This is a genomic window from Gordonia sp. DT30 (genome assembly GCF_049844915.1).
GTDB lineage: Bacteria > Actinomycetota > Actinomycetes > Mycobacteriales > Mycobacteriaceae > Gordonia.
In genome coordinates this window covers 65071-88873 of the sequence record NZ_JBNCLY010000007.1, presented here as the reverse complement: position 1 = coordinate 88873, position 23803 = coordinate 65071, and the positions used below count along the sequence as shown (strand labels likewise).

The window sequence follows — 23803 nt, the reverse complement described above, 5'->3', positions numbered from 1 at the left end:
CCTGGTCACGACGCGCGACAACATGATTGCCGACGGTGACAGCGCCGGCGGCGCTTGTCGAGGAGAGTAGATGGACCCTGGGAATCGCGGAGGTCGTTTCGCCGATATCGGCGGCGATTCATCGCGCCTTCGTGTGGCTCTCGAATCTTCTGACCTGGTCAGATGTCGATGCGATCACAATTGCGCGCGGATTTCACTCACGGTGAGCCGAAGTCGGTGGCGCCGCGGCGAACAGTCGACGCGGCGGTGGCGTGGGCGCGACCTCGATATGGTGGCACGCATGGCAGTCAGTCGTCCCACCGACAAGTCCGACGAGGTCCAGCGCGCGCCGCGGGCACGGATGACCGGGACCCAGCGTCGTCTGCAACTCATCGAGGTGGCGCGCGGGCTGTTCGCCGAACGCGGTTTCGATGCGACGACGATCGAGGAGATCGCGCAGCGGGCCGGGGTCTCCAAGCCCATTGTGTACGAGCATTTCGGCGGAAAAGAAGGCCTCTATGCGGTGGTGGTGGACCGCGAGATGGAAACCCTGCTCGAGATGGTCACCTCGTCGCTGAGCAAGAACCGCTCGTTGTATCGCATCCAGCAGGTTGCGCTGGCCTTGTTGACGTACATGGAAGATCGAACGGACGGGTTCCGGATTCTGGTGCGTGGTGACTCCGCCAACACCAGTGATACGACCACCTACTCCAGTCTGCTCAACGACGCCATCAGCCAGGTCGAGCATCTTCTGGCCGGGGACTTCGAGCGGCGCGGCTTCGACCCGGAACTCGCACCGCTATATGCGCAGGCGCTGGTGGGCATGGTGTCGGTGACGGCGCAATGGTGGCTCGACGTGCGCGAACCCTCCAAAGAGGTCGTCGCCGCCCACCTGGTGAACCTGTGCTGGAACGGACTCACGCGGCTCGACCCGAACCCCGAACTGGTCGGACCCGATCACGTCGAACCCGACCATCGCCCGACCGACGCGGACTGAGCGCCGATCACCCGCTCGGCGGCCCGTCGGCCCCGGACAGCGCGGCGGCGCGGACAACCTACACTCACATGAGTGTCATCATCTCCCGCTCTCGCCGGGCTCGCCGAGGTCGCATCCTCGGACGCATCACTGTCAGCCCTTCGTGAGCGGAGCGACGACCCCCGCCTCGACATCACCGGACCGGACGCCGCGCGGCCGTTCGTGGTGACCACGCTGGCGCAGGGGCCGGCGCCGCTGCTGGTCGTCTCGGCCAACGGGCGCGAGGCCGACGATCTGACGGCCGAATTGCAGGAACTCCTCGACGACCCCGACGCGGTGGCCCAGTTCCCGTCATGGGAAACCCTGCCGCACGAGCGTCTCTCGCCGGGGGCCGACACCGTCGGCCGTCGGCTCGCAGTGCTGCACCGTCTCGCCCAGCCGGGGGACAAGCCGCTGCGTGTGGTGGTGACGACGGTGCGCTCGCTGGTCCAGCCGATGGCCCCGGGTCTCGGTGAGGTCCGCACCATCACGTTGCGCGAGAACATCGAGATCGATTTCGACACACTGCTCGCCGACCTCGTCGAGATGGCCTACGAACGCGTCGACATGGTCGGGCGCCGAGGGGAATTCGCCGTGCGCGGCGGTATCCTCGACGTGTTCCCGACGACCGCGGATTACCCCGTCCGCGTGGAGTTCTGGGGTGACGAGATCACCGAGATCCGTGCCTTCTCGGTCGCCGATCAGCGAAGTCAGCCCGAGGTGGAGGCATCGGTCGTACAGATCCATCCGGGCCGGGAGCTCTTGCTGACCGCGCAGGTGCGAGGGCGGGCCACCGATCTCGCCGCCGAGTATTCCGTGGATCCGGGGTTGTCGGACATGCTGGCCAAACTCGCGCAGGGCATCCCGGTCGAAGGCATGGAAGCTCTGATCCCGGCGCTCGTCGAGGGTCGGATGCAACTGTTGACCGAGGTCATTCCGGACGGTTCGCGCGTGCTCATCCTGGACCCCGAGAAGGTTCGCACCCGAGCCGGAGACCTTGCGACCACCGGAGCGGAGTTCCTCGAGGCGTCGTGGAACGCTGCGGCCCTCGGTGCGACCGCTCCCATCGACACCCGCGGTGGCACAACCGGAATCGACCTGCAGGCCAGTGCGTACCGACTCCTCGACGAGGTCCTCGAGACCACCGTCGCGGCCGGCCGTTCGTGGTGGACCATGAGTCCGTTGTCGTCGGGATCGGGTGCGGAATTCGAACTCGACCTGGAACCCGGCCCCGCCCCGCATGGCAGCGACGACGAGATCGCGCAGACGTTCGCGATGCTGCGTGCCCATGTGGCCACCGCCAAGCCGGCGGCAATCGTCGTGGCGGGCAAGGGAACCGCGGCACGCACTGCCGAACGCCTCGCCGACGCGGAGGTGCGCCACGTCCTCGCCGAGCCGGGCGCCACCCCCGTGCCGGGCGAGGTGACCGTCTACTGCGGCACACTTCGGCGCGGTATCGTCGCACCGTCGGCCGGGCTGGTGGTGATCACCGAGAGCGACCTCACCGGCGCCCGGGTGGCCGCGGCACGCGACGGGCGGCGGTTACCGGCCAAGCGGCGCAACCAGGTCGACCCGCTGGCACTGACCGCGGGCGACCTCGTCGTCCACGATCAGCACGGCATCGGCAAGTTCGTCGAGATGATCGAACGCACCGTGTCCGGGGCGCGCCGGGAGTATCTCGTGCTCGAGTATGCGGCGGGCAAACGCGGTCAGCCGGGTGACCGCCTCTTCGTCCCGATGGATGCCCTCGATCAGCTGTCCCGCTACGTCGGCGGCGAGCAGCCCTCGCTGTCCAAGCTGGGCGGATCGGACTGGCAGAACACCAAACGCAAGGCGCGCAAGGCCGTTCGCGAGATCGCCGGCGAACTCGTGCAACTCTATGCCGCCCGCCACGCCGCTCCCGGCTACGCGTTCAGTCCGGACACCCCGTGGCAGCGTGAGATGGAGGACGCCTTCGACTTCACCGAGACCGTCGACCAGATGACGGTGATCGGCGAGGTCAAGGACGACATGGAGAAGCCGGTGCCGATGGACCGCGTCGTCGTCGGCGACGTCGGGTACGGCAAGACCGAGATCGCGGTGCGCGCGGCGTTCAAGGCGGTACAGGACGGCAAGCAGGTCGCGGTTCTGGTGCCCACCACGATTCTGGCGCAACAACATCTGCAGACCTTCACCGAACGGATGGCCGGTTTCCCGGTGCGGGTGCGCGGCCTCTCGCGGTTCACCGACGCCAAGGAATCCAAGGAGATCATCGATCAGATGGCCGAGGGGTCCGTCGACGTGGTGATCGGCACCCACCGGCTCCTGCAGACCGGCATCATCTGGAAGGACCTCGGTCTGGTGATCGTCGACGAGGAGCAGCGGTTCGGTGTCGAGCACAAGGAACACATCAAATCGCTGCGCACCCACGTCGACGTGCTGACCATGTCGGCGACACCCATCCCGCGCACCCTGGAGATGTCGATGGCCGGCATCCGCGAGATGTCGACGATTCTCACGCCGCCCGAAGAACGGCACCCGGTGCTGACCTACGTCGGCGCCTATGCGCGCAAGCAGGTGGCCGCGGCCATCCGGCGAGAACTGCTGCGCGACGGCCAGGTGTTCTACGTGCACAACCGGGTTTCCTCGATCGACAAGACCGCCAAGGACATTGCCGACATGGTGCCCGAGGCCCGGGTCGTCGTCGCCCACGGGCAGATGAACGAGGACCAGCTCGAGCGGACGGTGGCCGGGTTCTGGAATCGCGAGTACGACGTGCTCGTCTGCACCACCATCATCGAGACCGGCCTCGACATCGCGAATGCGAACACCCTCATCGTCGACCGCGCCGAGAGTCTCGGTCTGTCGCAACTACATCAGCTGCGCGGACGTGTGGGCCGCAGTCGCGAACGCGCCTACGCCTATCTGCTCTACAGTCCCGACCGGCCACTCACCGAGACGGCCTATGATCGGCTGGCGACGATCGCGCAGAACAACGAGCTCGGGGCGGGAATCGCGGTGGCGCTCAAGGACCTCGAGCTGCGCGGAGCCGGAAATGTGCTGGGCGCGGAGCAATCGGGACATGTCGCCGGAGTGGGCTTCGACCTGTACGTGCGGCTCGTCGGCGAGGCGGTGGAGGCCTATCGGGCCGCCGCCGACGGCCACCCGGTGGTGGCCGAGGAGACGCCCGAAGTCCGTATCGATCTGCCGGTCGACGCGCACATCCCGGTCGAATACGTCGACTCCGATCGCCTGCGGCTCGAGGCGTATCGAAAGCTCGCGGCCGCAGCCGACGACAGCGATGTGGAAGCGGTGCTGGCAGAATTGGTCGATCGTTACGGTGAGCCACCGGAGGAAACCCGCAGGCTTGCGGCCATCGCGATGCTGCGGCTGCGGTGCCGGGAGCGTGGTGTCGCCGAGGTCGGCACCGTCGGGACCAATGTGAAACTTGCCCCGCTGCATCTGCTCGACAGTGAGCAGGTGCGCCTCAAACGGCTGTATCCGGCGGCGTCGTATCGGGCGACGACCTCGGTGGTCACCCTGCCGATCCCACGCACCGGCGGTGTCGGGTCGGCGCGGCTGCGCGACAACGAACTGATCGACTACCTCACGACCTTCCTCACGCAGATCAAACCCGCCCCGGCGTCGTAGAATCCCGGCGGTACCCAGCGGCGTCGAGGTGAGGAAATCGCCACCCGAGATCCCACGTTGTGCGCACCCGAGCGTTTACCGTTGGAATGTTGTTTCATGGCTGTTGTTACCGCAGCCCGTTACCGAAAGGCGTGCCAGGGATGACGGTCGTCCTGCTCGATCCACTCCGACCGGACCTGATTCCGGTTCGGGCGCGAGCTCATCTGTCCGGCACCGTCTACGTGACCGAGGACGTCCCGACCGGCGTGCTCTGGGATCTCGACCACTTTCAGCCGGTCTTCACCGTTGACGAGATCGCCGGCACCCTGCTCGCGGCAGACGCGCAGCATCCCCTGGTGCGTGCGCGGATTGCGCAGGGTGAGGAGGTGATCGCGCCGACGATTCCCAGCGGCAACGACCTACTGGCCGCGGTCGCGCTGATGGACACGCTGCGGCGCACCGGACCATGGGAGAGCCGGCAGACACATGAATCGCTGCGGCGCTACCTCATCGAGGAGGTCTATGAATTCCTCGACGCGATCGAGCGTGGGGACCAGACCGAACTGCGCGGGGAACTCGGTGATCTGCTGCTGCAGGTGCTCTTCCATGCACGCATCGCCGCTGACGATCCCACCGAGCCCTTCGACATCGACGGGGTCGCCCGCAGCTTCACCGACAAGGTCAGTGGCCGGACGCCTGGTGTGTTGTCCGGCGCCCACGCGGATCTGGAGACACAGATCCGCGAGTGGGAGGAACACAAGGCCGCCGAGTTGCACCGCGGATCTGTTCTCGACGGAATCGCCACCGGCGCCCCGGCTCTGGCGCTGACCCAAAAAGTACTCGAAAGACTCACCGCGGCAGGCTATCCGGTCGAGCGCATCGATCCGCAGGTGCTGTCGATCACCGTGACCGCCGGCGACGACAGTACCGAGGATCGCGCGCGAAGGCGCACTATCGCGCTGATGTCCCAGGTACGCGCCGCCGAGGAGCAGGCGGCACGGGTCGGGCTGACGCTCGATGGGCCGGCGGCCTGGACGGCGATCCTCGACGGTACGGCCGTACCAGAAGACGTCGAGGCGAGCACGGTGACCGCAGCCGACGAGGAAGCTGATACCGAGGAAGCCGGCGCAGGGGATTCTGACCCAGAGGATCCTGGCGCAGGGGAACCTGGTGCGGGGGAGTCGGCCGTGGAGGTCACCGACGAGCTGCCGATCGTCGAGTCGGACGTGGCCGTCGACGACGCCGCCGGGCCGGGCGCGCCGTCCGGTACGGCTTCGCCGGATCTTGGTGCCGAAGGCGACGTCATCGACGTCGAGGTGGTCGAGACCGTCGTGGAGGGCCCGACGGACGGGTAGGCGGGACCACTGGTCCCGACTTTGCCGCAACCGCGCTCGCGTACCTGCTCCCGCGAATATGAAATGCGGCTATAGCGACGGTCACGACAATAATCGTCGCGTCCGTCGCTATAGCCGCACGCCATATTTCCGCGTCGTCACGATCACCGGGTTTGCCGACCCCGGGAGCGCAGTGTCGTCAGGGGACGCCCGCCGTCACCGCCGTCCGTGCTCGCGCCAGATCGGCGAGGACGAGTCCGTGGGCCACCGCGTCGGTGAGGCGGGGCAGTCCCGTTGCCAGACTGGGGATATCGCCGACGGGCAGACCGAAACTCACGTTCGCGCCGATGCTGAAGATGTGGATGTCGGCGAGCCATGGTGCCGACCCGGCGACCGACTCGGTCAATTCATAGCCCGGTCCGAGGTAGGGTGCGGCGCCGAGCACCGCCGATTGCTCGTGCACCGGAGGTGTGTACCGATCGCGCCACCGGGCGATCTCGGAAGCGATGGACCCGAGTTCCGCGCGGGTCGACGGATCTTGCTGATAGCCGGTCCCGGCGATCACGAAGTCGGTTGTGCGCACACCGTCGGCGGCATCGATGCGGACGCGGCCGTCGGACTCGACCGCCGAACTCCACGGCGCGGACACGTGCAGATGGTAATTCGGGAAGCCGGCGACGCGTCGTACCGAATCGGCGGGCACGGAGGCGCCCCGGGCCTCGACCTCCTTACGCCGCCGCCAACGCTCACCGTCCGGCAGGAGCGAAAAGACGTCCCGCTCCAGGGGATTCGGACGCCTACCGGTTTCGGGCTGCACGGTGAGTTCGGGTCGGCGGGTGTACACGTCGACGCGCGCGGCGCCGGCTTCCAGGGCGGTCGCAGCGGCATCGAAAGCCGACGACCCCGCACCGAGTACGGCCACATCCTTACCGATCAGGGCGTCGAAATCGATGGGGTCGGCGGTGTGGGCGAATACTGCCGGGGGTAGATCCGAGACGACCGGCGGGATCAGCGGGCCACCGGTGCCCGACACCCCGGTGGCGAGGATCAGCTTGCGGGTGTCCTCCGTCCAGGACGACGCGGCATCGCCGGTCCCGGCGGCATCGGATGCGAGGTGCAGACGTAGGAATCCGCTCTCGAGTGGCTCTATCCGGGTGAGCCGGATTCCGTGGCGCACCTCGACGGCGACCCGGGCGCGAAACCACGCCAGATAATCGGCCCAGTCCTGCGTCCGGGCCCTCTCGAACCCGTCATATCCGTGCCCGGAGTGGACTCCGGAATACCACGCCTCGAAAGACAGGGCCGGTACGCCGAACTCGGGTCCGGCCAGGGTCTTGGGCGTGCGAAGATCGCGCATCCGCGCCGTCGTGCGCCACGCGAGGCCGGACTCGCCGGCGGCCGCATCGATGACGCTGACCCGCGAAAGTCCCCGCCGCCGTAGGCCGTAGGCGGCGCCCACACCACTCTGACCGCCGCCGACGACAACCACATCGTGGTCGACGTCGGTCCGGTCGGCGATCGGGTTGTCGAGTTCCCCATAACCCAACAGCCGCAGCGATTCCTGTGCCTGCCGGTTGTGTCGCTGCCCGTCCTGTGGGAGTTCGTTCTCCGACATCAGGCGCTCACCTGCCTGCGCGAGTTCGGGTTCGCCGGGCGCGGCAGTCCGTAGTGGCCACGCAGGGTCTTCGCGCTGTATTCGCGGCGGAACAGCCCTCGTTCACGCAGAAGTGGGACGACGTGCTCGACGAACAACTCCAGCCCGGACGGCAGCACCGGGGCCATCACGTTGAATCCGTCGGCGGCACCGCCGGTGAACCAGGCCTCGATGGTGTCGGCGACCTGCTCGGGCGTACCGGTGAACGTGCGGTGTCCGCGTCCACCGCCGAGCCGCCCGATCAGCTGCCGCACGGTGAGCTTCTCCCGCCGCGCCAGCTCGGTGACCAGGGTGTAGCGGCTCTTGGCGCCCTCGATGGAGTCCTCGGGAAGGAGGTCGCCGGGCAACGGCTCATCCAGTGGCAGCTTCTCGACGGGGATGCGCAGGGTGTTGGCGAGTTGCCGGTGGGCGAACCTCGGGACGATCGCCTCCTCGAGTTCGCGCTCCCGCTCGAGCGCCTCCGCCTCGGTGCTCCCGATCACCGGCACCAGTCCGGGAAGAATCTTGAGGGTTTCCCGATCGCGGCCGGCAGCGGCGGCGCGTGCCTTGAGGTCGGCGTAGAACTGCCGCGCCTCGTCGGTCGTCTGCTGGGCGGTGAAGACGGCCTCGGCGAATCGCGCGGCCAAGCGTCTACCGTCCTCGGACGAACCCGCTTGTACCAGAAGCGGATATCCCTGTGGGGAACGGGGGATGTTCAAGGGCCCCTCGACGGAGAAGTACCTGCCCCGGTGCCGGGGTGGGTGCAGTGTGGTGTTGTCACCCCACACGCCGGCGGCCTTGTCTGCCACCACCGTCTCGTCTTCCCAGCTGTCCCAGAGCTTTTCGGCCAGCTCCACGAACTCCTCGGCACGGGCATAGCGCGCGGCATGGTCGGGCAGCTCGTCGTAGCCGAAGTTGCGCGCGGCCTCAGCGGTGGCCGTGGTGACGATGTTCCAGCCGGCGCGGCCACCGCTCACGTGGTCGAGAGAGGCGAACCTGCGCGCCAGGTTGTATGGCGAGTTGTACGACGTCGATGCCGTGGCGATCAGGCCTATCCGCCGGGTCGCCCCGGCCAGGACGGTGAGCAGCGTCAGCGGCTCGAGCGACCCCGACGGTCGCCGTTCGATATCGGTGAACAGCGCCGGGCTGTCGGCGAGGAACAGCGAATCGAAGGTGCCGCGCTCGGCGATCTGCGCGAGATTCGTGTAATGCGCGATGTCGGTGCCGGCGTACGGGTCGCTCTCGGGCAGGCGCCAGGACGCCTCGTGATGGCCGGTGGTCATGAGGAATGCGTTGAGGTGGAGTTGTCGGTCGGTCATGGCGCATCCCCTCCCATGGCGTCGTGATGTGGGGTTCGTGTGGTCGTCTGCACGGCATCAGATGGTAGTGACCGGTCGCCGGGCAAAACCCGTACTTGAGCTACGCGAATCGTAAAGGGCCCAAGACTTGCACACCACGGAATATGGCTTCAAGGATGAATGCCGACCCGCAGTCCGCATATTGAGAATGCGAATCGATATTCCGCCAGAACAAGTGAGAAAGAAGTTCCATGACCGAAACCCTTACCCCCGTCGCCCCACCGGCACTCTCGTCATCGACGCTCGACGAGATCATCGCCCAGATCGCCGACGATGCCCGGCGACGCCGCGCTGCGGGCGGTGGGAAGCCCGTACTCGCATTGGACCTGGTGCGCACGCACCGTATCGGTGCGGCGCGCGTGCCGGTGGAATCGGGCGGTGGTGGATATTCCAAGCGTGAGCTCTACGAACTGATCATCCGGCTGGCGCACGCCGATCCCGACGTGCCGCACATCCTGCGTATTCACTGGGGATTCACCGAGGAACGTCTCCGTCTGCGCCACGGCGACAAGGACCGCCGACTGCTCGAGAAGATCGTCGAGGGAACACTGTTCGGCGGCGCATCCAGCGAGTTGAGCAGCGCGGCCGTGGGGACGTACACGTTCGACACCACCCTCAGCCGCGATGGCGACGGCTACCGGCTCAACGGGCGCAAGTTCTACAGCACCGGGAGCATCTACTCAGATCACCTGCGCATCACCGCGGCCGACGAGAACGGCGAGACGGTATCGGTCCTCATTCCCGCCGACCGTGCCGGGGTGGTCCACGCCGACGACTGGGACGGCATCGGACAAGCAGAGACCGGCAGCGGCACAACCATTCTCGACAATGTGCGGGTGGAGGCCGAAGAGCTGTATCCCTTCGAGCGAATCGATGACGTGCGGCGTCCGCGCTCCTCGCAACCACAACTGATCCTGCACGCCATCGCAGCCGGGATTCTGCGTTCGGTCCTCGACGACGCAGCAGCGCTCGTGCACAATCGGCAACGTAGCTATGTCTTCGCGACATCCGCGACGCCCGCCGAGGATCCGCAATTGCTCGAGGTCATCGGAAGGCTCAGCGCCGCAGCGTTCGTGGCGGAATCGACAGTTCTCGCCGCCGCAGACGCCCAGGATCGCGCAGCGCAGTATGCGTTTGTGCACGGCGAGGCCGATGACACACTCGAGGAGATCGCCTCACTGCAGGCCGCGCAGACAAAGGTCGGAATCGAGGACATCGCGCTGAAGGCGGCCGGAGACCTGTTCGCCGTCGGCGGCGCATCCGCGACCCGGGCTTCGGCACATCTCGACCGGCACTGGCGCAATCTGCGCACGCTCTTCTCGCACAATCCCACTCCGTACAAGGCGCGGATCATCGGCGAGCGAGTGGTGACCGGCAATCCGCTGCCCCGGGTCGGGTTCTTCTGAGCACGAACGATATTCGATAATACCGGAACCAATATCGGCCGGCGTTCCGATTATCGTTCACCGCGCGTTTTTGCTGGTTGTGTCCGCGCCCGGCTGCCTATCATCGCTCCAGATGAAATTCGGCACCGACGGTGACGGCCGCTCGCCGAGCGATCTGCGGTGACAAACATCGAGTCAACGATCAGAGTTACATTCCTCACGGATTGAAAGAAGCGAGTCATGGGCGGAATATCCCGCATACTGCGGAAGTCGAGATTGGCGCTCGCGCCGGTCATATTGCTGGTCGCGGTGCCGTTGCTGCTCGCCGGCTGCGGCAAGTCGGGCAATGGCGTCGTATTTCGCTTCGCCAACTCGCCGACGGCGCTGTCACTGGTGCGGATCGCCGACGAGTTGGGCTACTGGAAGGACTCCGGGGTTCGGCCGGAGTATGTCGGGCCGGCGTCGACGGTGCCCGCAGTGCAACTGCTCGACGAGGGACGCATCGACATCGCCACCGGCATGTTCAACAACGACATCGACGGCAAGGTGAAGGGTTTCGGCTTCACCGCGATCGCGGCGAGCATGCTCGACCTGCCCGACGAGCCACACATGGCCTACTTCACCAAGGCCGGGTCGCCGGTCACGAAGACCGATCTCAAGGCGCTCGAGGGCAAGACCGTCGGATTCACCGGCAAGAACAGCTGCACCGACCTGGTGATCAAACAGTATCTGAAACGCAATGGCGTCGACCTGAACAAGGTCACCTTCCTCTCGTTCAAGGACGAGAACCTCCTGCCGCCGGCGCTGGAGAAAGGTGATATCGATCTGGGAGTATTCCACCCGCCACTGATCGGCGTGTTGCAGAGCAAGCCCGACAAATTCACCAAGGCGTTCACCGCCTTCGACGACTGGGGGCCGCTGGGCGGGCAGGCGCCGTACGTCGCCAGTAACCATTGGCTGCAGGCACATCCGAAGGAGGCCCGCGAATTCGTCGGTGTCATCGCGAAGACGGCCAACTGGGCCAACGCGCATCCACGCGAATCCGCGGAGATCGCCGGTAAGACCACCGGCTACCCGGTCGAGCAGACCACCAACTGGCACTACGCCCCGAATGCCCTGCTGGACAAGGCATCACTGCGACTGTGGTGGGATCTGACACGTGATGTCGGGAGCCCGCTGCCCGGCGCGGAGAAGTTGAAGCCCGAAGACATCGCGACGAATGCGTTCAATCCGTATGCGAAGTCCGCCGATCTGCTCGACACCCCGTCGACGACGATCGTGGCACAGACCCAGAACACCGGGGTGCTCGATACGCATCTGGTCGAGATCAGAGGAGAGAAGTAGCGCACGCGACCACCGAGGACCCCGGCCCGCGAAAGAACTGCTGAAAGGTACATCGCATGACCAACCAACTCCTGGACCGGCCCGACCCGTCCGGCGACGCGAACCGGCTGCTCACACCGGGCACCATCACAGCCGAGAACGTGTCGAAGTCCTTCGTCCAGCCCAATGATCCACGGGCCACCTCGACCGTCCTCGACGGATTCGATCTGCAGATCGGTGGTGGCGAGTTCGTCTCGCTGCTGGGACCGTCGGGCTGCGGGAAGTCGACCTTTCTGAACATCCTCGCCGGACTCGAACAGCATGATGGTGGAACGGTACTGGTCGACGGTGATCGGGTGACCGGTGTCAACAAGCGAATCGGCGTGGTCTTTCAGGGATATGCGCTCTTCCCGTGGCTCACCACGGCCAAGAACGTCGAGGTCGGTCTGAAGATCCGCGGGGTTCCGCGCGCCGAGCGAAGGGAACGGGCCGCGGCAGTCCTCGAGACGGTCGGCCTCGGGTCGGCCGGTCACCGCTACCCGCATCAACTGTCGGGCGGTATGCGGCAGCGGGCCGCGATCGCCCGCGTACTCGTCTACGACCCGGAGATCCTGGTCTTCGACGAGCCGTTCGCCGCACTCGACGCCCAGACGCGGGAGTTCCTCCAGCACGAGTTGCTCCGGATCTGGGACGCCGGCACATCGCGGAAGACCATTCTCTTCGTCACCCACTCGATCGACGAGGCGGTATTTCTGTCCGACCGCGTCGCCGTGATGACCCGCGCGCCGGGATCGGTCAAGACGGTCATCGATGTCGATCTGCCGCGTCCCCGCGACAACGACGTGCGGGGTTCGCAACGGTTCGCTCACATTCGCTCGCGCGTGGCGCGAATTCTGGAAGAAGAGGTACGTCATGACAACTCAGACCATTGACCGCAAGGGCGTGGGCGTTCGGTCGGTCGTCGACAAGCGGCGGCCGACCGCGACGAGGCCGCGGAATGCCTGGTGGGCAAAGTACAACCGCTACATCTACGGGACGGTCGGGCTTGTCGCCTTCCTGCTGATCTGGTGGCTGGTGGTCGCCTCCGGTCAGGTCAGCGACCAATACCTGGCCACACCGCAGGACACGCTGCGCGCCTTCTTCAGCGGTCTTTCCGACGGAAGTCTCGCCTCGCAGATCTGGCCCAGTGTGCAGCGGGCTCTCATCGGGTTCGCGATCGCTGCGGTCGCCGGCCTCGTCCTCGGTATCGTCGTCGGATCGTTCCCGGTCTTCCAGAAACTGGCCGAGCCGGTCCTGCTGTTCTTCCGCAACCTCTCGCTGCTCGCCCTGCTGCCGGTGTTCGTCGTGTTCATGGGAATCGGTGAAGGCGCCAAGATCGCCATCGTGGCGTGGGCGAGTTTCTGGCCGGTGTTCCTGACCGCGGTCACCGCCGTCCGCAATGTCGAGAAACTGTTGGTGAATGCTGCGCGGGTGCTCGGTGCCGGCCGGCCGTGGGTGTTCGTCCACGTCATCCTGCCCGCGGCGATACCCGGCGTGTTCCCCGGCCTCCGGCTGGGCGCATCGAATGCGTTCACCGCACTTGTCGCGGCCGAACTCGTCGGCGGTTCAGACGGTTTGGGAATCTACATCAACAATGCCGCGATGCGCTACCAAACCCCGCAGCTCTATGCCGGGATATTCGCGCTCGGCCTGATCGGGATCATCGTGAACCTGATAATGACAGTGATCGAGTGGCGGGCCACATCCTGGCAACGCGGACTGACCACCAGGTGACGAGAGTTCGGGGTGCCACGACGACGTCACCGGCCGGTCGGAGAAGGTCGCGGCCACCTCTCGTGGGTCTCGTGGTCATGGCCGTTGCCGCCTCGGTGGCCGCACTCACCGGCTGTGGCTCGTCCTCGGATGTCACCTACGACACCTCATCGCCGGGCGCCGACGCTCTCACCGTCTATGCCGGAACGGGCAGCTATCGGTCGATCCTGAAGTTCGTCTCGGACAAGGGACTCGCCGCCGGCGTGCACCTCACCGTGGTGGATGCCCCCGCGGACGCGGACGCGAAGATTGCGGCAGGACAAGGCGACCTCGCGTTCTTTCAGCACGTACCGGCGTTCGACGCCGACGTGGCGGCCGGGTCGATCAAGGATCTCAGCGTCGTCTCCGCGGTCGATGTGGTGCCATACGGCCTCTACTCGTCGCGATGGCACGACCTCAAGGACACCTCGGGCTGGGTCAACTCGGGGCTCGGGGCCGACAATGCAAGTGGGCGGAGCCTCCCGCACGGGTCGCGGATTGCCGTCCCCGACACCGTGACCGGAGCGGCGCGGGCCCTGTACTTGTTGCAGAGTGCCGCGCTGGTGAGACTGGACCGCCGCTTCGGTGGCACCACGGTGCCGGATCTGACCATCACACAGAGCAACGTTCTGGACTCGCCACGGCACCTGAGCCTGGCCCCGGTGAGTTACGCGCAGTACGTAGGCGACATCTATCGCAACTACGACGCCGTGGTACTGGCCCCCGACGACGCTGCCAAGGCGGGATTGCGACCCGATCGCGACGCCTTGGCTCTTGAACCGGGGCAGGGAAACCCGTATGCACATGTCCTGGTGGCGCCGGCCCGGCTGGCCGGGGACCACCGGGTTCTCGAGCTCGCGCGGGCACTGGAAAGTCCTCAGGTCGCAGCGTTTCTCGAGAACACCTATCACGGGGCCGACATCCCGGCCGCGCGGAGCACAACCAACCGAGCACCCGTATCGACCGGTCCGTAACGGTGAGGGCCCCGCGGAAATATGGAGGGAGACAACGTAGACATGAGTGATGCAGATACGAGTGCCGAATCGCCGCCGGGACACCGGCCGCTGGTGATCGTCGGTCTCGACCGCGCCGTCGCGGCGGCGCTCCTGGCCCCCGGACGTGCCGACGAACGCGCCGATTGGGGAAGGCGATTGGACGACTTCGCCGACGCGATCCTCGTCGGTGCCGATCTGGTCCTTCCCGGCCACTCGGGTCCGTGGGGCGAAAAGCGCACGGAGCGGGGCGGAATCGACCCGAGTCTGGCAGCCATCGTCCTGGCCGCCGTCACCTCCCGGGCCGGGTTGCTCGTCGCCGCCTCGCCGCTGCGCGACCACCCGTACAACCTCGCACGTCGAATCGCCGGTCTCGACCACGCGTCGAGGGGCCGTGCCGGACTGGCGATCGCACCGACCGACCCGCGGGCCCCGACCGGATCCCCATGGACCTCCGCCGTTCCCGACGCCGCCGCCGCGGATGCAGTGATCGCCGTCCGCGAGTTATGGCGCAGCTTTCCCGCCGACGCCGTGATCGCCGACCCGGCCCGCGGCGTGTTCGCCGAATCGGAGCGGATCGTCGCGATCGATCATCGGGGCGCCTTCGACATCGATGGGCCACTGCAGCTTCCGTCCGGCCCACAGGTGTGGCCGCCGGTCGTGACCTTCGGCGAGCCGTCGCCTGATCTGGCCCGGGTGGCCGATCTCGTGGTGACCGAGAGCGATCGTGAGGTGGTCGTGCATCACCCACGCGACGTCGACGAGCTCGCCGATCTACTCACCGGCACCGCGTCCACCTCCGTGGACCAGGACGTGCTGCGCGACGGTGCGGTGTCCGGCGCCCTCCCGACGCCGACGCTGCGAGACCTGCTGGGGCTGGCCGCAGTACGGCTGCCGACAGGTGGCCGGATTCTGTTCCCGGCGGCCGAAACCGACACCCGACAACCAGTAGGGGCGAACAGCCATGTCCGATAAGCGCACCGACCACGTCATCCTCAACGTCAACGTCCTCGACGTGGGGATCGTCCACGACGCGTGGCGCTCGAGCGAACTGCATCCGCTGTCGTTCGTCGACGTCGACTACTTCACGCGGATCGGACGAATAGCCGAGCGCGGACTGCTGGATGCGTACTTCTTGGCCGACGGTCCGGCGTTGCGAGAAGACCCGCGCCACAAACCCGGTCGCGCTCTCGAGCCGACGAGCATCCTTGCCGCGGTCGGCGCGGCCACCGAGAACCTCGGATTGATCGGCACGTTGTCGACCACGTTCAACGACCCCTGGGAGCTGGCGTACCGCGTGCAATCGCTCGACCATCTCTCCGGTGGCCGCGTGGCCTGGAATGTCGTGACCACCTACAGTCCCGAGGCGGCCGGCAATTTCGGACTCGCCGAACTGCCCGATCGCGATGTGCGCTATCGACGAGCGGAGGAGTTCGTGACGGTGGTGAACGACCTGTGGCGATCGGTGATCGATGAGCGGCCGACTGTACATCACGGTGAGTTCTTCGACGTCGAAGCCGTTCTGCCGGTTCCGCGTTCGGCGCAGGGATATCCGCTGCTCGTGCAGGCCGGCGGGTCGCCGGATGGGCGGGCACTCGCCGGTCGGGCCGCCCACGCCGTGTTCTCGGCCGAGATGAGTCTGGGCGCCGGGATCGAACACTATCGGCACGTGAAGTCGGTAGCGGCTGCGGCCGGCCGCAACCGGTCCCACATCCGGGTTCTGCCCGGACTGATCACCGTGCTCGGAAGTACCGAGGAGCAGGCGCGCCGGCGGCACCGGGAGTCGACGGCGCTCTCGCCCGACGGGTTCTCACTTCGTCGACTCGCCGGCACCCTCGGCGTGGACCCCGATGAACTCAACCACGACGCCCCACTACCGGTGTCGGTCGTCGACGGTCCGCCGGATCCGGCCAGATTTCGTGGGTCGCTGGGATTTCGCGAGGCCGTCGTCCGGCTTGCGGTGGACGAACGGTTGACGGTCGGGCAGTTGCTGGACGTCCTGGCGGGCGGCTTCGGGCATCGTCGGGTGGTGGGGACACCCGAGCAGGTGGCCGACACCATCGAGCACTGGTTCCTCGCCGGGGCGGCGGACGGCTTCAATCTCATGCCGGACAAGTTTCCGGACGGGCTCGAGGATTTCGTCGATCAGGTGATTCCCATCCTTCAGGAACGGGGATTGTTCCGGCGTGAATACGAGGCACCGACGCTGCGTGGGCGCTGGGGGATTCCCTTGCCGGAACGGCAGTTCGCCGCGTCGTGAGGGGGCCGGGGTCTCCTGGCCCCGGCGCTCTCAGTCCGGGGGAGTGAGACTAGTCAGTTGCGCGGCACGCCCGGTCGCGTTCTGTCCCTGGACGTGGAAGAAAAGGATTGTGCGGGCATAGAACTGGGCCGTGTCGTCCCGCGCGATACCGTGGCCGGCGCGTGCGACGAGCAGTGCTCTGGACAAGGCCGAGAGAGCGTCGAAGGTGGCGACGCGCGTGTTCAGACGCTGCTGCACATCGAGTGAGGGGTCCTTGGCGTCGGTCGCCGCATCGATGAGTTGGTAGGCCCCGGATCGGAGCCGATCGATCTGGGGACGCCACGCCCGCGCGAGGGCGCGCGCCTCGTCGGCGGTGGATTCGGAGAGTTCGTTCAGGATCGACTCGGCGAGGCCGAAGTGGTGTGGCCGAGCGTCATTGGCGTTTCCGACGTCGTTGTGATGCCATTCCTCGATCGTCTGCACGGACAACACGTTCTCGTCGGGGACGAATACCTCGTCGAGGAAAACGCGTTCGGTTCGGCTGCCGGTGAGCGCGGCGAGTTCCAATGGGGCGGCGCGCAGCCGGTCGGTGACCGGGATCAGCGCGGTGACGACCCGGCGCTCGGCGGAATCGATGGCGGCCGTGGTCAGTACCGAGTTGAGGCCCCAGCCACTGACCCATGACACCCGCCCCGTGACGACCCAGCCGCCGGTGATCCGGCGGGCCCGGATGTAGTGATCCGGGAAGCGCCGGACATCGCTCAACGCAGCGCCGGCCAGTCGCTCGCCGCGCAGGATGTCGAGTGCGAGATCGGGGAGTGTCAGTCCCTCGTCGCGGGCCGCGATGAGTCGTGCGGCGATGGGCGCGTGTTGTGCCCACACCAGCCAGGTGTTGGGGCATGCCCCGGCGATGATCTCGTGGAGCCGCCGATCATCCGCGCGTCCCAGGCCGGCACCGCCGAATTCGGCTGGGGCGAGATGGTTGAGGAGCCCCAGGGTCGCGAATTCGGTGATTCGCTCCGGGGCGACCGCGGTGGCGTCGGTGGCGAGTGCGCGGGGCCGCAGGACGCTCTCGGCGTAGTTCTCGACCTCGGTGAGGAAGGGATGAACATCGGTGGCGGCCGGGGTGTCGGTGGGGCGACCGGTGATGGTCATGCGCGAATTCCTTTCCGCCGGGGCGTGGTCCTCGGGTCGAGATGATTCTGAATCGTGGCAGCAGTTGTCGAGATAGCCGCTCGGATAGGGAGTTTGCGAGAAATCACCTTTCCCAGAGTAGCCATCGGAGCGTTCGCGATCGATTCTTGTGCTCACCTTGATCGAAGATGGACGACACCGGGAGTCTTTCGTGAATATCACCCATCGGATCTTCGGTGTCCTCGTAGTGAAAGATCGTTGTTCCCGACGGGCCCGGGTTTGCACACTGTGACCGGCCGGTGGCGATTCGCGCCGGCATGGCCGTGCCAGGCCGATACTCATGATGGGAGAAACACCGTGACCCAGGTCCAGGAGAACCCAGTCCAGGAGAACCCAGTACCGGATAGGGCAGGGACCACCGTCCTCGACATCGCGCCGTCGGCCGGTTACATCGGGGCCGAGATCGGCGGCGTGGACCTCGGCGGCCCGCTCGCCCCGGAAGTGGTCGACCAGATCAGGAATGCCCTCCACGAATACAAGGTGATCTTCTTCCGTGATCAGCGGATCGGTCATGCCGAACAGATCGCGTTCGCCCGGCTCTTCGGAAAGATCACCCCGGCTCATCCGCACGAGGAGCGGCCGCCGGCGGGTTTTCCGGAGATCCTGCCGATCGACAGCCGGCGCTATGAAGAAAATCTCGGGCGCAAGCGGACCTCCTATGACCATAGTTGGCATACCGATGTGACCGCGCTGGTGAATCCGCCCGCGGCCTCGATACTGCGTGCCGACATCCTCCCGCCATACGGGGGCGACACCACGTGGACCAATCTGGTTGCGGCCTACGAGGGGCTTCCGCAAGAACTGCGTGACCTCGCCGATACGCTCGATATCAAGCACCAATTCGCGCCGCGCGCGGCGGCGGGCAGCCAACGCGCCCGGAAGATTTCGGAGGCCAACCTGGTCGCCTATCACCCGGCGGTACGGGTTCACCCGGTGACCGGGGAACGGGCACTGTTCGTCAGTCCCGGATTCACGCGTGGCGCGCGGGAGATCCGCGGTTTCTCCCCGGAGCAGAGCGAGCAGATCCTGCGCTTGTTGTGGCAGGAGGCCACCCGCATCGAATACACGGTCCGGTTCCGTTGGGCCCCGGGCAGTGTCGCCTTCTGGGACAACCGCGCCACCGCACATCTGGCCATCGGGGACGCCGCACATCTCGGTCATGATCGGGTTCTCTACCGGGTCACCCTCGAAGGCGACATCCCGATCGGTGTCGACGGACGCGAGTCCGAACTCGTCTCGGGCGAGCCGTTTCTGGGATCCTGACCCGGCATCGAAGCTCGTCGTCGGACTACCGGGTTCGGTGCCGAGGGGTCACCGAACCCGGTAGGAGAACGAGGCCAGCCGAGGCCCCTGCGTGCCGTCGAGTCGCACGGTCACCCTCCAGTGGCCGGCCGCCGGAACGATCAGGTCCCGGCTGCGCCAGGTGTGACCGCGCGGTGTGCGGGATTCGGTCAGATCCACGGGGAGGCGCGCGACGTTGGCGTCGGCGGACGACAGTTCGACGTCGACGGTCGGTGTCGTCCCGGCCGGGGCCGGATCGACGACGGTGAGTCCTTGCTCTCCCCGGCGGATCGAATCGATCCGGACGTCGAGTCGCTGGGAGTTCCCGAAATCGAGATGGGCGGTGACCGATTCGTCGAAGCTGTCGCGTGCCGGGGTCAGCGACGACAGGATCGACGTCAGCGACATCACGATCACGGCCAGCGCGCATTCGACGAGTAGCAGCCGTCGTCGCCCGCCGCCCTCGGCCGGGACCCGACGCCTCCGGTAGGTGCGCAGTACCCCGTATCCGGCCACGACCGTGCATGCGACGGCTGCCACCTTGGCCGTCAGTGTCAGGCCGTAAGCGGTGTGCACCAACGCCTTCAACGGCGCGACCTGGAGGAAGGCGAGTGTCACCCCGGACGCGGCGAGCACGACGAGATGTCCGACGACCACGCGATGCCAGCGTTCGATGCGCAGAGGTGCCGGCCGGAGGGCGGCAAGGAGTGCGATCCCGCCCAACCACACCGACGCGGTGTAGACGTGCGCGAGCGTCGCGACGAGCGAATAGGGCCAGCGCCCGCCGGCACCCCCATGGCCGGCGAGGGTGATGGACACGATCGCGCATGCGCCGCCGAGATACCCGAGGAGTTGGGTAGGCCAACGTGTTCCGGGTGGACACAGTCCGGCTGCCACCGCGGTCGCCGCCGCCGCGGCGAGCGCGATACCCACTTTTCCGTCGAGCACGGTCGTCCACCCGGGAACCGACCACCCGGCGCCCCCGGATTGCTGGCGCGCAAGGAGTATCAGGCGGGCGGCGAGGCCGGCGACGAGTACTGCCGACCCGATCCGGTAGGTGCGCCGGAACCGGGGCAGCGCGGGCGTTTCCGGCCACACCCATCGCGCGGCCAGCAGCAGCCCCGCGGTGAGGACGGTCCCGGCGTAGACCGCCACCTTCGCCAGAAGGCCCCCGATCGTATCCGTCGTCGGCGTCGCGTTCTGCGGCGCGGGCATCGCACCGAGTTCGGTCACCGATCCGACCGTGAATCGCACCGCCAACGACACGACGTGGGTGTCGGCGGACACCACCCGCACGGTGGCCAGATAGGCACCGTCGCCTGGCGGATGTGCCGGTGTCAGGACGACGCGTCGGCCCCCGTCGGCCAGTTGGGCCGACCGCAGCGTGTCGCGTGTTCCGTTGGCGCCCAGAATGCTTGCCGAGCCGGCGACGATGCTGACCGGCTCGTTCAACTCGACCGACACCGTTGCCGGGCCCTCGTCGAGATGGCTGCCGTCGGCCGGACTGCTGGATACGACGACGGCGTGTGCGGATGCCGGAGCGGCTGTCGCGGTCAGCCAGCAGCACGCCGCCGCGAAGCAGAGCACCACGATTCCCGCGAACCGGCGCGGCGAGTGCGACAACTCCTATTCCGGCCTGTTGCGGCCCGACCGGTACACGAATGCCAGTGCGACGAGGGCGAGAACGGCGACCACCAGGCCGGCGATCGCTATCCACCGTGATGTCCAGTCCGGGTTCTCGGAACCGGTCTCGGCGTGGTCGAGCGCTTGACCGTGGGCGTCTTGTCCGGCGGCGCCGAGATGCACGACGGGCGCCGGATGCTCCGGTTCGCTGCCCTGATCGACCGCGATCTCGTTCCAGGAGACGGTGGATCCGTCGCTGTAGCGTTGCTCGGTGGGCAGGTTCACCGTATTCGTGTTCGTCGGCCACGGTCCGGCGGAGAATGCGAACTGTCCGAGTTCTGTTGAGGTGAGCGCGTTGTCGGGCGTCGTTGCGGTCCAGGTGATGCGGGTGACGCGGCCGTCGGCGCCGGATCGGTGGTCGACGGTGGCGGTCCATCCCGGCACCGGGGTGGTGCGGGCCGAGGTGAAGTCGACGCCGTCGGGGATGGTGACCGAGACCGCCGTCGTCTTCGCGGTGTCTGATTCGCTCGGAACCAGCAGGCGCACGACTCCGTATCCGCCTGCGGCGATCTGGGTGCCGGGATCCACGGTCACATGGGCGTCGGCACGGGGGAGTGGGGCAAGCGCGAGTTGCGCGAAGCCCAACGTGGCCACGATCGCGGCGAGCATGAGTGCACCGCGTCCGAGGCGGTGACGACGGTTGTGGGATTTGTTGCGGCGCACGGAGTCTCCTCATCGAGCAGGGTTGTGTCGACCGGATACTGCCCGGGCCGGCGACCGCGAGCAATCTTTATCCGCGGACGGATCAGATGGGCACGCTATCCGGCCAGCCCGATCGGGGTCCGGGTGGCGCGAAGCGCTCCTTCGGAGATCAGCTGCAGCGCGCGCAGTGCGATAGCTGTCTTCGGATCCCGTTGACGCCCCGCGCGGACCACAGCCTGGATCTGTCGTGTCTCCAATGTGACATCGTCGACGACGAGTGGCCGGAGATGCTCGGGCACGGTGAGCAGTGGGACGACGGCCGGCCCGATCCCGGTTCCGGCGACATCGCAGATGTTGCGGGCGCCGACGAGCCGGTGGGTGATGCGGGGGATGAATCCGGAGCGCTCACCCGCACGCATCACGGCGATCCCCAGACCGGAATCGGCGGTTCCGGACACCCACTGTTCGTCGGCGAGCGCCGAGAGCCCTCGCGTCCGGATCGCGACGTGCAGGCGCGGCGGTGCCATGAGCACGAGTGGTTCGTCGATGAGCGGCACCGTCATCAGGCCGCTCTGGGATTCGTGGCCGCCGAACCCATAGGCGCAGGTGATCGCGAGGTCGGTTTCACCCTGGCGCAGGAGTCGCAGGGCACGTGCGCGACTCTCTTGTTGGATGAGCACCCGGACGTCGGGTGCGTCCTCGGCGAGACGTTGCATCATCGGCGCCACCAGCAATGAGATGCCCATGTTGAACGAGGCGACCACGAGTTGTCCCGACGCCCGGTCGACGGTGGCGGCCACCGCGCTCATCGCCTCGTCGAGGGCACCCAGAACGCGACGGGCGTGGTCGGCGAGCACCTCACCGCTGCGGGTGAGTCCCAGCGTCCGGCCGTCCCGGCGGAAGAGGACGGCGCTGCTCTCCTCTTCGAGGACGCGTAGCTGTTGGGACACCGCAGAACTCGTGATGTGTCTGCGTTCGGCGACGGCGGTGACGGTACCGAGTTCGGCGAGGTCGCACAGGAGCATCATGCGTTTGAGATCGATCATCGTCGGCTCCCGTCCGTGGAAGGCGCCGGGCGCGCGTGGATTCGGCGTGGGAGTTGCCGCAAACCGGTTCTGATGACTGTCATTCGGGCCTTTGGGGGTGGTTCGGCGGTGGGCCGCCGCGCCGGAGAATCCACCTGGCTTCACGCAAGGTGCGACGCACCCCGGCGACGTATCAGACCGGCACAGCGTAAACCGCGTGCCCGCCAACCGGTACTGATTGCCGTCGTTCCGACCACCGTGCGCAATACGAAAGCCGACCGGCGTTCGTCCGGCGACCCGACGTTCGCCACGATCAGGCTGGTGGCCAACAATTCTCGCAGCGAGAAACAATTGACCTCCCGCCCGTGAGGGTGGAGTGTGACCGTCGCAATCGGAGTCGACAGGCCCACAACAGCGGGAGAAGCCATGCCCATCACCGAACAGGTGCCCCTCACCGGACAAGCCGTATCCATCGCCGAACGCTATGGCGACCCCGACGCGACGCTGGAGGTCAGCAACGATTCACTCGCGATCCAGCTCGCACATCGCTCGGTGCGCGCATTCACCGACGACGCTGTCGACGATGCGCGGGTGCACGCCATCGTGGCCGCCGCCCAATCCGCGCCGACCTCGTCCAACCTGCAGCCGTGGAGTGTCATCGCCGTCCGCGATGCCGGGCGCCGGGCGCGACTGGCCGACCTGGCCAACCACCAGCAGTTCATCGTCGAGGCCCCGCTGTTCCTGGTGTGGATCGCCGACCTCGATCGCGTCCGGCGACTGGCCGCGCGGGCCGGGAAGCCGCTGGACGGGGCGGACTATCTGGAGACCACGCTCATCGGCATCATCGACACCTCGCTCGCGGCGCAGAATGCCGTCGTGGCCGCCGAATCCCTCGGACTGGGAACGGTTTTCGTCGGAGCCCTCCGAAACCGGCCACGTGAGGTGGCCGCGGAGCTGAACCTCCCGCCGCACACCGTCGCGGTGTTCGGCCTCGCCGTCGGCACCCCCGACCCCGCCGAGCGTGCGGGCATCAAGCCACGCCTGCCGCAGTCGGCGGTCCTGCACCACGAGCAGTATGACGCCGAGGGTGCCGATCGGGACCTCGCCGGGTACGACGAGTCGCTGTCGCGGTACAACCGTGCGCACGGGCTGACCGGTGATTGGAGCAGCCGCGTACTCGCCCGACTCGCGAACGCCGACGCGTTACACGGCCGCGACCGCTTGCGTGATCACCTGGAATATCTCGGGCTATCGGCCCGGTGATCGATCCACGCCGTGGTCGGAGACCTCGTGACGCCGAAAACGTCGGGCGTGCATCAT

General features: G+C 67.0%; 18 protein-coding genes. 12 read left to right on the top strand and 6 right to left on the bottom strand.

The features are described from left to right. Positions 1–280: 280 nt before the first annotated feature. From ACLQ3C_RS09105 to ACLQ3C_RS09095, 3 genes are all read left to right on the top strand, one after another. On the top strand, positions 281–976 hold the full coding sequence (locus ACLQ3C_RS09105) for a TetR family transcriptional regulator (RefSeq protein ID WP_425704732.1): 696 nt from the start codon (positions 281–283) through the stop codon (positions 974–976). A gap of 72 nt (positions 977–1048) precedes the next feature. Beyond that, the gene (gene mfd / locus ACLQ3C_RS09100; RefSeq protein WP_425704731.1) at positions 1049–4624 is read left to right on the top strand and encodes a transcription-repair coupling factor; all 3576 of its coding nucleotides are present in this window, start codon (positions 1049–1051) and stop codon (positions 4622–4624) included. A 140-nt stretch (positions 4625–4764) separates the two neighbouring features. Then, entirely contained in the window at positions 4765–5958 is a 1194-nt protein-coding gene (locus ACLQ3C_RS09095; protein WP_425704730.1) for a MazG family protein, read from the top strand. 178 nt (positions 5959–6136) lie between these two features. Here the strand turns inward: ACLQ3C_RS09095 and ACLQ3C_RS09090 are convergent, their stop codons facing one another. Together ACLQ3C_RS09090 and ACLQ3C_RS09085 are read right to left on the bottom strand one after the other, a co-directional pair. Continuing rightward, complete coding sequence (locus ACLQ3C_RS09090) at positions 6137–7552, bottom strand: NAD(P)-binding domain-containing protein (protein WP_425704729.1); 1416 nt, start codon at positions 7550–7552, stop codon at positions 6137–6139. Continuing rightward, entirely contained in the window at positions 7552–8889 is a 1338-nt protein-coding gene (locus tag ACLQ3C_RS09085) for an LLM class flavin-dependent oxidoreductase (RefSeq protein WP_425704728.1), read from the bottom strand. The genes ACLQ3C_RS09090 and ACLQ3C_RS09085 overlap by 1 nt, the downstream gene beginning before the upstream one ends. Positions 8890–9119: 230 nt before the next feature. On the opposite strand from ACLQ3C_RS09085, the gene ACLQ3C_RS09080 reads away from it, so the two are divergent. From ACLQ3C_RS09080 to ACLQ3C_RS09050, 7 genes are all read left to right on the top strand, one after another. Further along, positions 9120–10334, top strand: a complete 1215-nt coding sequence (locus ACLQ3C_RS09080) for an acyl-CoA dehydrogenase (RefSeq protein ID WP_425704727.1) — start codon at positions 9120–9122, stop codon at positions 10332–10334. 219 nt (positions 10335–10553) lie between these two features. Then, positions 10554–11657 carry an ABC transporter substrate-binding protein gene (locus ACLQ3C_RS09075; RefSeq protein WP_425704726.1) on the top strand — a complete coding sequence of 368 codons (1104 nt, stop codon included), beginning with the start codon at positions 10554–10556 and terminating at the stop codon, positions 11655–11657. A 56-nt stretch (positions 11658–11713) separates the two neighbouring features. Then, on the top strand, positions 11714–12568 hold the full coding sequence (locus ACLQ3C_RS09070; protein ID WP_425704725.1) for an ABC transporter ATP-binding protein: 855 nt from the start codon (positions 11714–11716) through the stop codon (positions 12566–12568). After that, positions 12549–13409: an ABC transporter permease gene (locus tag ACLQ3C_RS09065; protein ID WP_425704724.1), complete on the top strand. Its 861-nt coding sequence runs from the start codon at positions 12549–12551 to the stop codon at positions 13407–13409. The genes ACLQ3C_RS09070 and ACLQ3C_RS09065 overlap by 20 nt, the downstream gene beginning before the upstream one ends. 77 nt (positions 13410–13486) lie before the next feature. After that, positions 13487–14401, top strand: a complete 915-nt coding sequence (locus ACLQ3C_RS09060; protein ID WP_425704723.1) for a MetQ/NlpA family ABC transporter substrate-binding protein — start codon at positions 13487–13489, stop codon at positions 14399–14401. Positions 14402–14443: 42 nt separating this feature from the next. Next, the gene (locus ACLQ3C_RS09055; protein WP_425704722.1) at positions 14444–15394 is read left to right on the top strand and encodes an LLM class flavin-dependent oxidoreductase; all 951 of its coding nucleotides are present in this window, start codon (positions 14444–14446) and stop codon (positions 15392–15394) included. Further along, a complete protein-coding gene (locus ACLQ3C_RS09050; protein WP_425704721.1) occupies positions 15384–16679 on the top strand; it encodes an LLM class flavin-dependent oxidoreductase in 1296 nt (431 codons plus the stop codon). The genes ACLQ3C_RS09055 and ACLQ3C_RS09050 overlap by 11 nt, the downstream gene beginning before the upstream one ends. A 30-nt stretch (positions 16680–16709) precedes the next feature. Here the strand turns inward: ACLQ3C_RS09050 and ACLQ3C_RS09045 are convergent, their stop codons facing one another. Continuing rightward, positions 16710–17813 carry an acyl-CoA dehydrogenase family protein gene (locus ACLQ3C_RS09045; RefSeq protein WP_425704720.1) on the bottom strand — a complete coding sequence of 368 codons (1104 nt, stop codon included), beginning with the start codon at positions 17811–17813 and terminating at the stop codon, positions 16710–16712. Between the two features lie 336 nt (positions 17814–18149). On the opposite strand from ACLQ3C_RS09045, the gene ACLQ3C_RS09040 reads away from it, so the two are divergent. Next, the gene (locus ACLQ3C_RS09040) at positions 18150–19115 is read left to right on the top strand and encodes a TauD/TfdA dioxygenase family protein (protein WP_425704719.1); all 966 of its coding nucleotides are present in this window, start codon (positions 18150–18152) and stop codon (positions 19113–19115) included. A 48-nt stretch (positions 19116–19163) separates the two neighbouring features. On the opposite strand, the gene ACLQ3C_RS09035 is transcribed toward ACLQ3C_RS09040, so the two are convergent. The 3 genes from ACLQ3C_RS09035 to ACLQ3C_RS09025 all read right to left on the bottom strand — a co-directional run bounded on the left by ACLQ3C_RS09035 (position 19164) and on the right by ACLQ3C_RS09025 (position 22504). Then, on the bottom strand, positions 19164–20756 hold the full coding sequence (locus ACLQ3C_RS09035) for a copper resistance protein CopC (protein ID WP_425704718.1): 1593 nt from the start codon (positions 20754–20756) through the stop codon (positions 19164–19166). Positions 20757–20759: 3 nt separating this feature from the next. Continuing rightward, on the bottom strand, positions 20760–21479 hold the full coding sequence (locus tag ACLQ3C_RS09030) for a YcnI family protein (protein ID WP_425704717.1): 720 nt from the start codon (positions 21477–21479) through the stop codon (positions 20760–20762). Between the two features lie 95 nt (positions 21480–21574). After that, positions 21575–22504 (bottom strand): LysR family transcriptional regulator, encoded by a 930-nt coding sequence (locus tag ACLQ3C_RS09025; RefSeq protein WP_425704716.1) that lies wholly within the window; start codon positions 22502–22504, stop codon positions 21575–21577. 405 nt (positions 22505–22909) lie between these two features. Between ACLQ3C_RS09025 and ACLQ3C_RS09020 the strand changes: the two genes are divergently transcribed. Continuing rightward, entirely contained in the window at positions 22910–23746 is an 837-nt protein-coding gene (locus tag ACLQ3C_RS09020; RefSeq protein WP_425704715.1) for an NADPH-dependent oxidoreductase, read from the top strand. Positions 23747–23803: the final 57 nt, after the last annotated feature.

Bases quoted from the DNA above. Each gene is read 5' to 3' on its own strand.
- ACLQ3C_RS09105 (WP_425704732.1), top strand. From the start codon at position 281: ATGGCAGTCAGTCGTCCCACCGACAAGTCCGACGAGGTCCAGCGCGCG.
- ACLQ3C_RS09095 (WP_425704730.1), top strand. From the start codon at position 4,765: ATGACGGTCGTCCTGCTCGATCCACTCCGACCGGACCTGATTCCGGTT.
- ACLQ3C_RS09090 (WP_425704729.1), bottom strand. From the start codon at position 7,552: ATGTCGGAGAACGAACTCCCACAGGACGGGCAGCGACACAACCGGCAG.
- ACLQ3C_RS09085 (WP_425704728.1), bottom strand. From the start codon at position 8,889: ATGACCGACCGACAACTCCACCTCAACGCATTCCTCATGACCACCGGC.
- ACLQ3C_RS09080 (WP_425704727.1), top strand. From the start codon at position 9,120: ATGACCGAAACCCTTACCCCCGTCGCCCCACCGGCACTCTCGTCATCG.
- ACLQ3C_RS09075 (WP_425704726.1), top strand. From the start codon at position 10,554: ATGGGCGGAATATCCCGCATACTGCGGAAGTCGAGATTGGCGCTCGCG.
- ACLQ3C_RS09070 (WP_425704725.1), top strand. From the start codon at position 11,714: ATGACCAACCAACTCCTGGACCGGCCCGACCCGTCCGGCGACGCGAAC.
- ACLQ3C_RS09065 (WP_425704724.1), top strand. From the start codon at position 12,549: ATGACAACTCAGACCATTGACCGCAAGGGCGTGGGCGTTCGGTCGGTC.
- ACLQ3C_RS09060 (WP_425704723.1), top strand. From the start codon at position 13,487: ATGGCCGTTGCCGCCTCGGTGGCCGCACTCACCGGCTGTGGCTCGTCC.
- ACLQ3C_RS09055 (WP_425704722.1), top strand. From the start codon at position 14,444: ATGAGTGATGCAGATACGAGTGCCGAATCGCCGCCGGGACACCGGCCG.
- ACLQ3C_RS09050 (WP_425704721.1), top strand. From the start codon at position 15,384: ATGTCCGATAAGCGCACCGACCACGTCATCCTCAACGTCAACGTCCTC.
- ACLQ3C_RS09045 (WP_425704720.1), bottom strand. From the start codon at position 17,813: ATGACCATCACCGGTCGCCCCACCGACACCCCGGCCGCCACCGATGTT.
- ACLQ3C_RS09025 (WP_425704716.1), bottom strand. From the start codon at position 22,504: ATGATCGATCTCAAACGCATGATGCTCCTGTGCGACCTCGCCGAACTC.
- ACLQ3C_RS09020 (WP_425704715.1), top strand. From the start codon at position 22,910: ATGCCCATCACCGAACAGGTGCCCCTCACCGGACAAGCCGTATCCATC.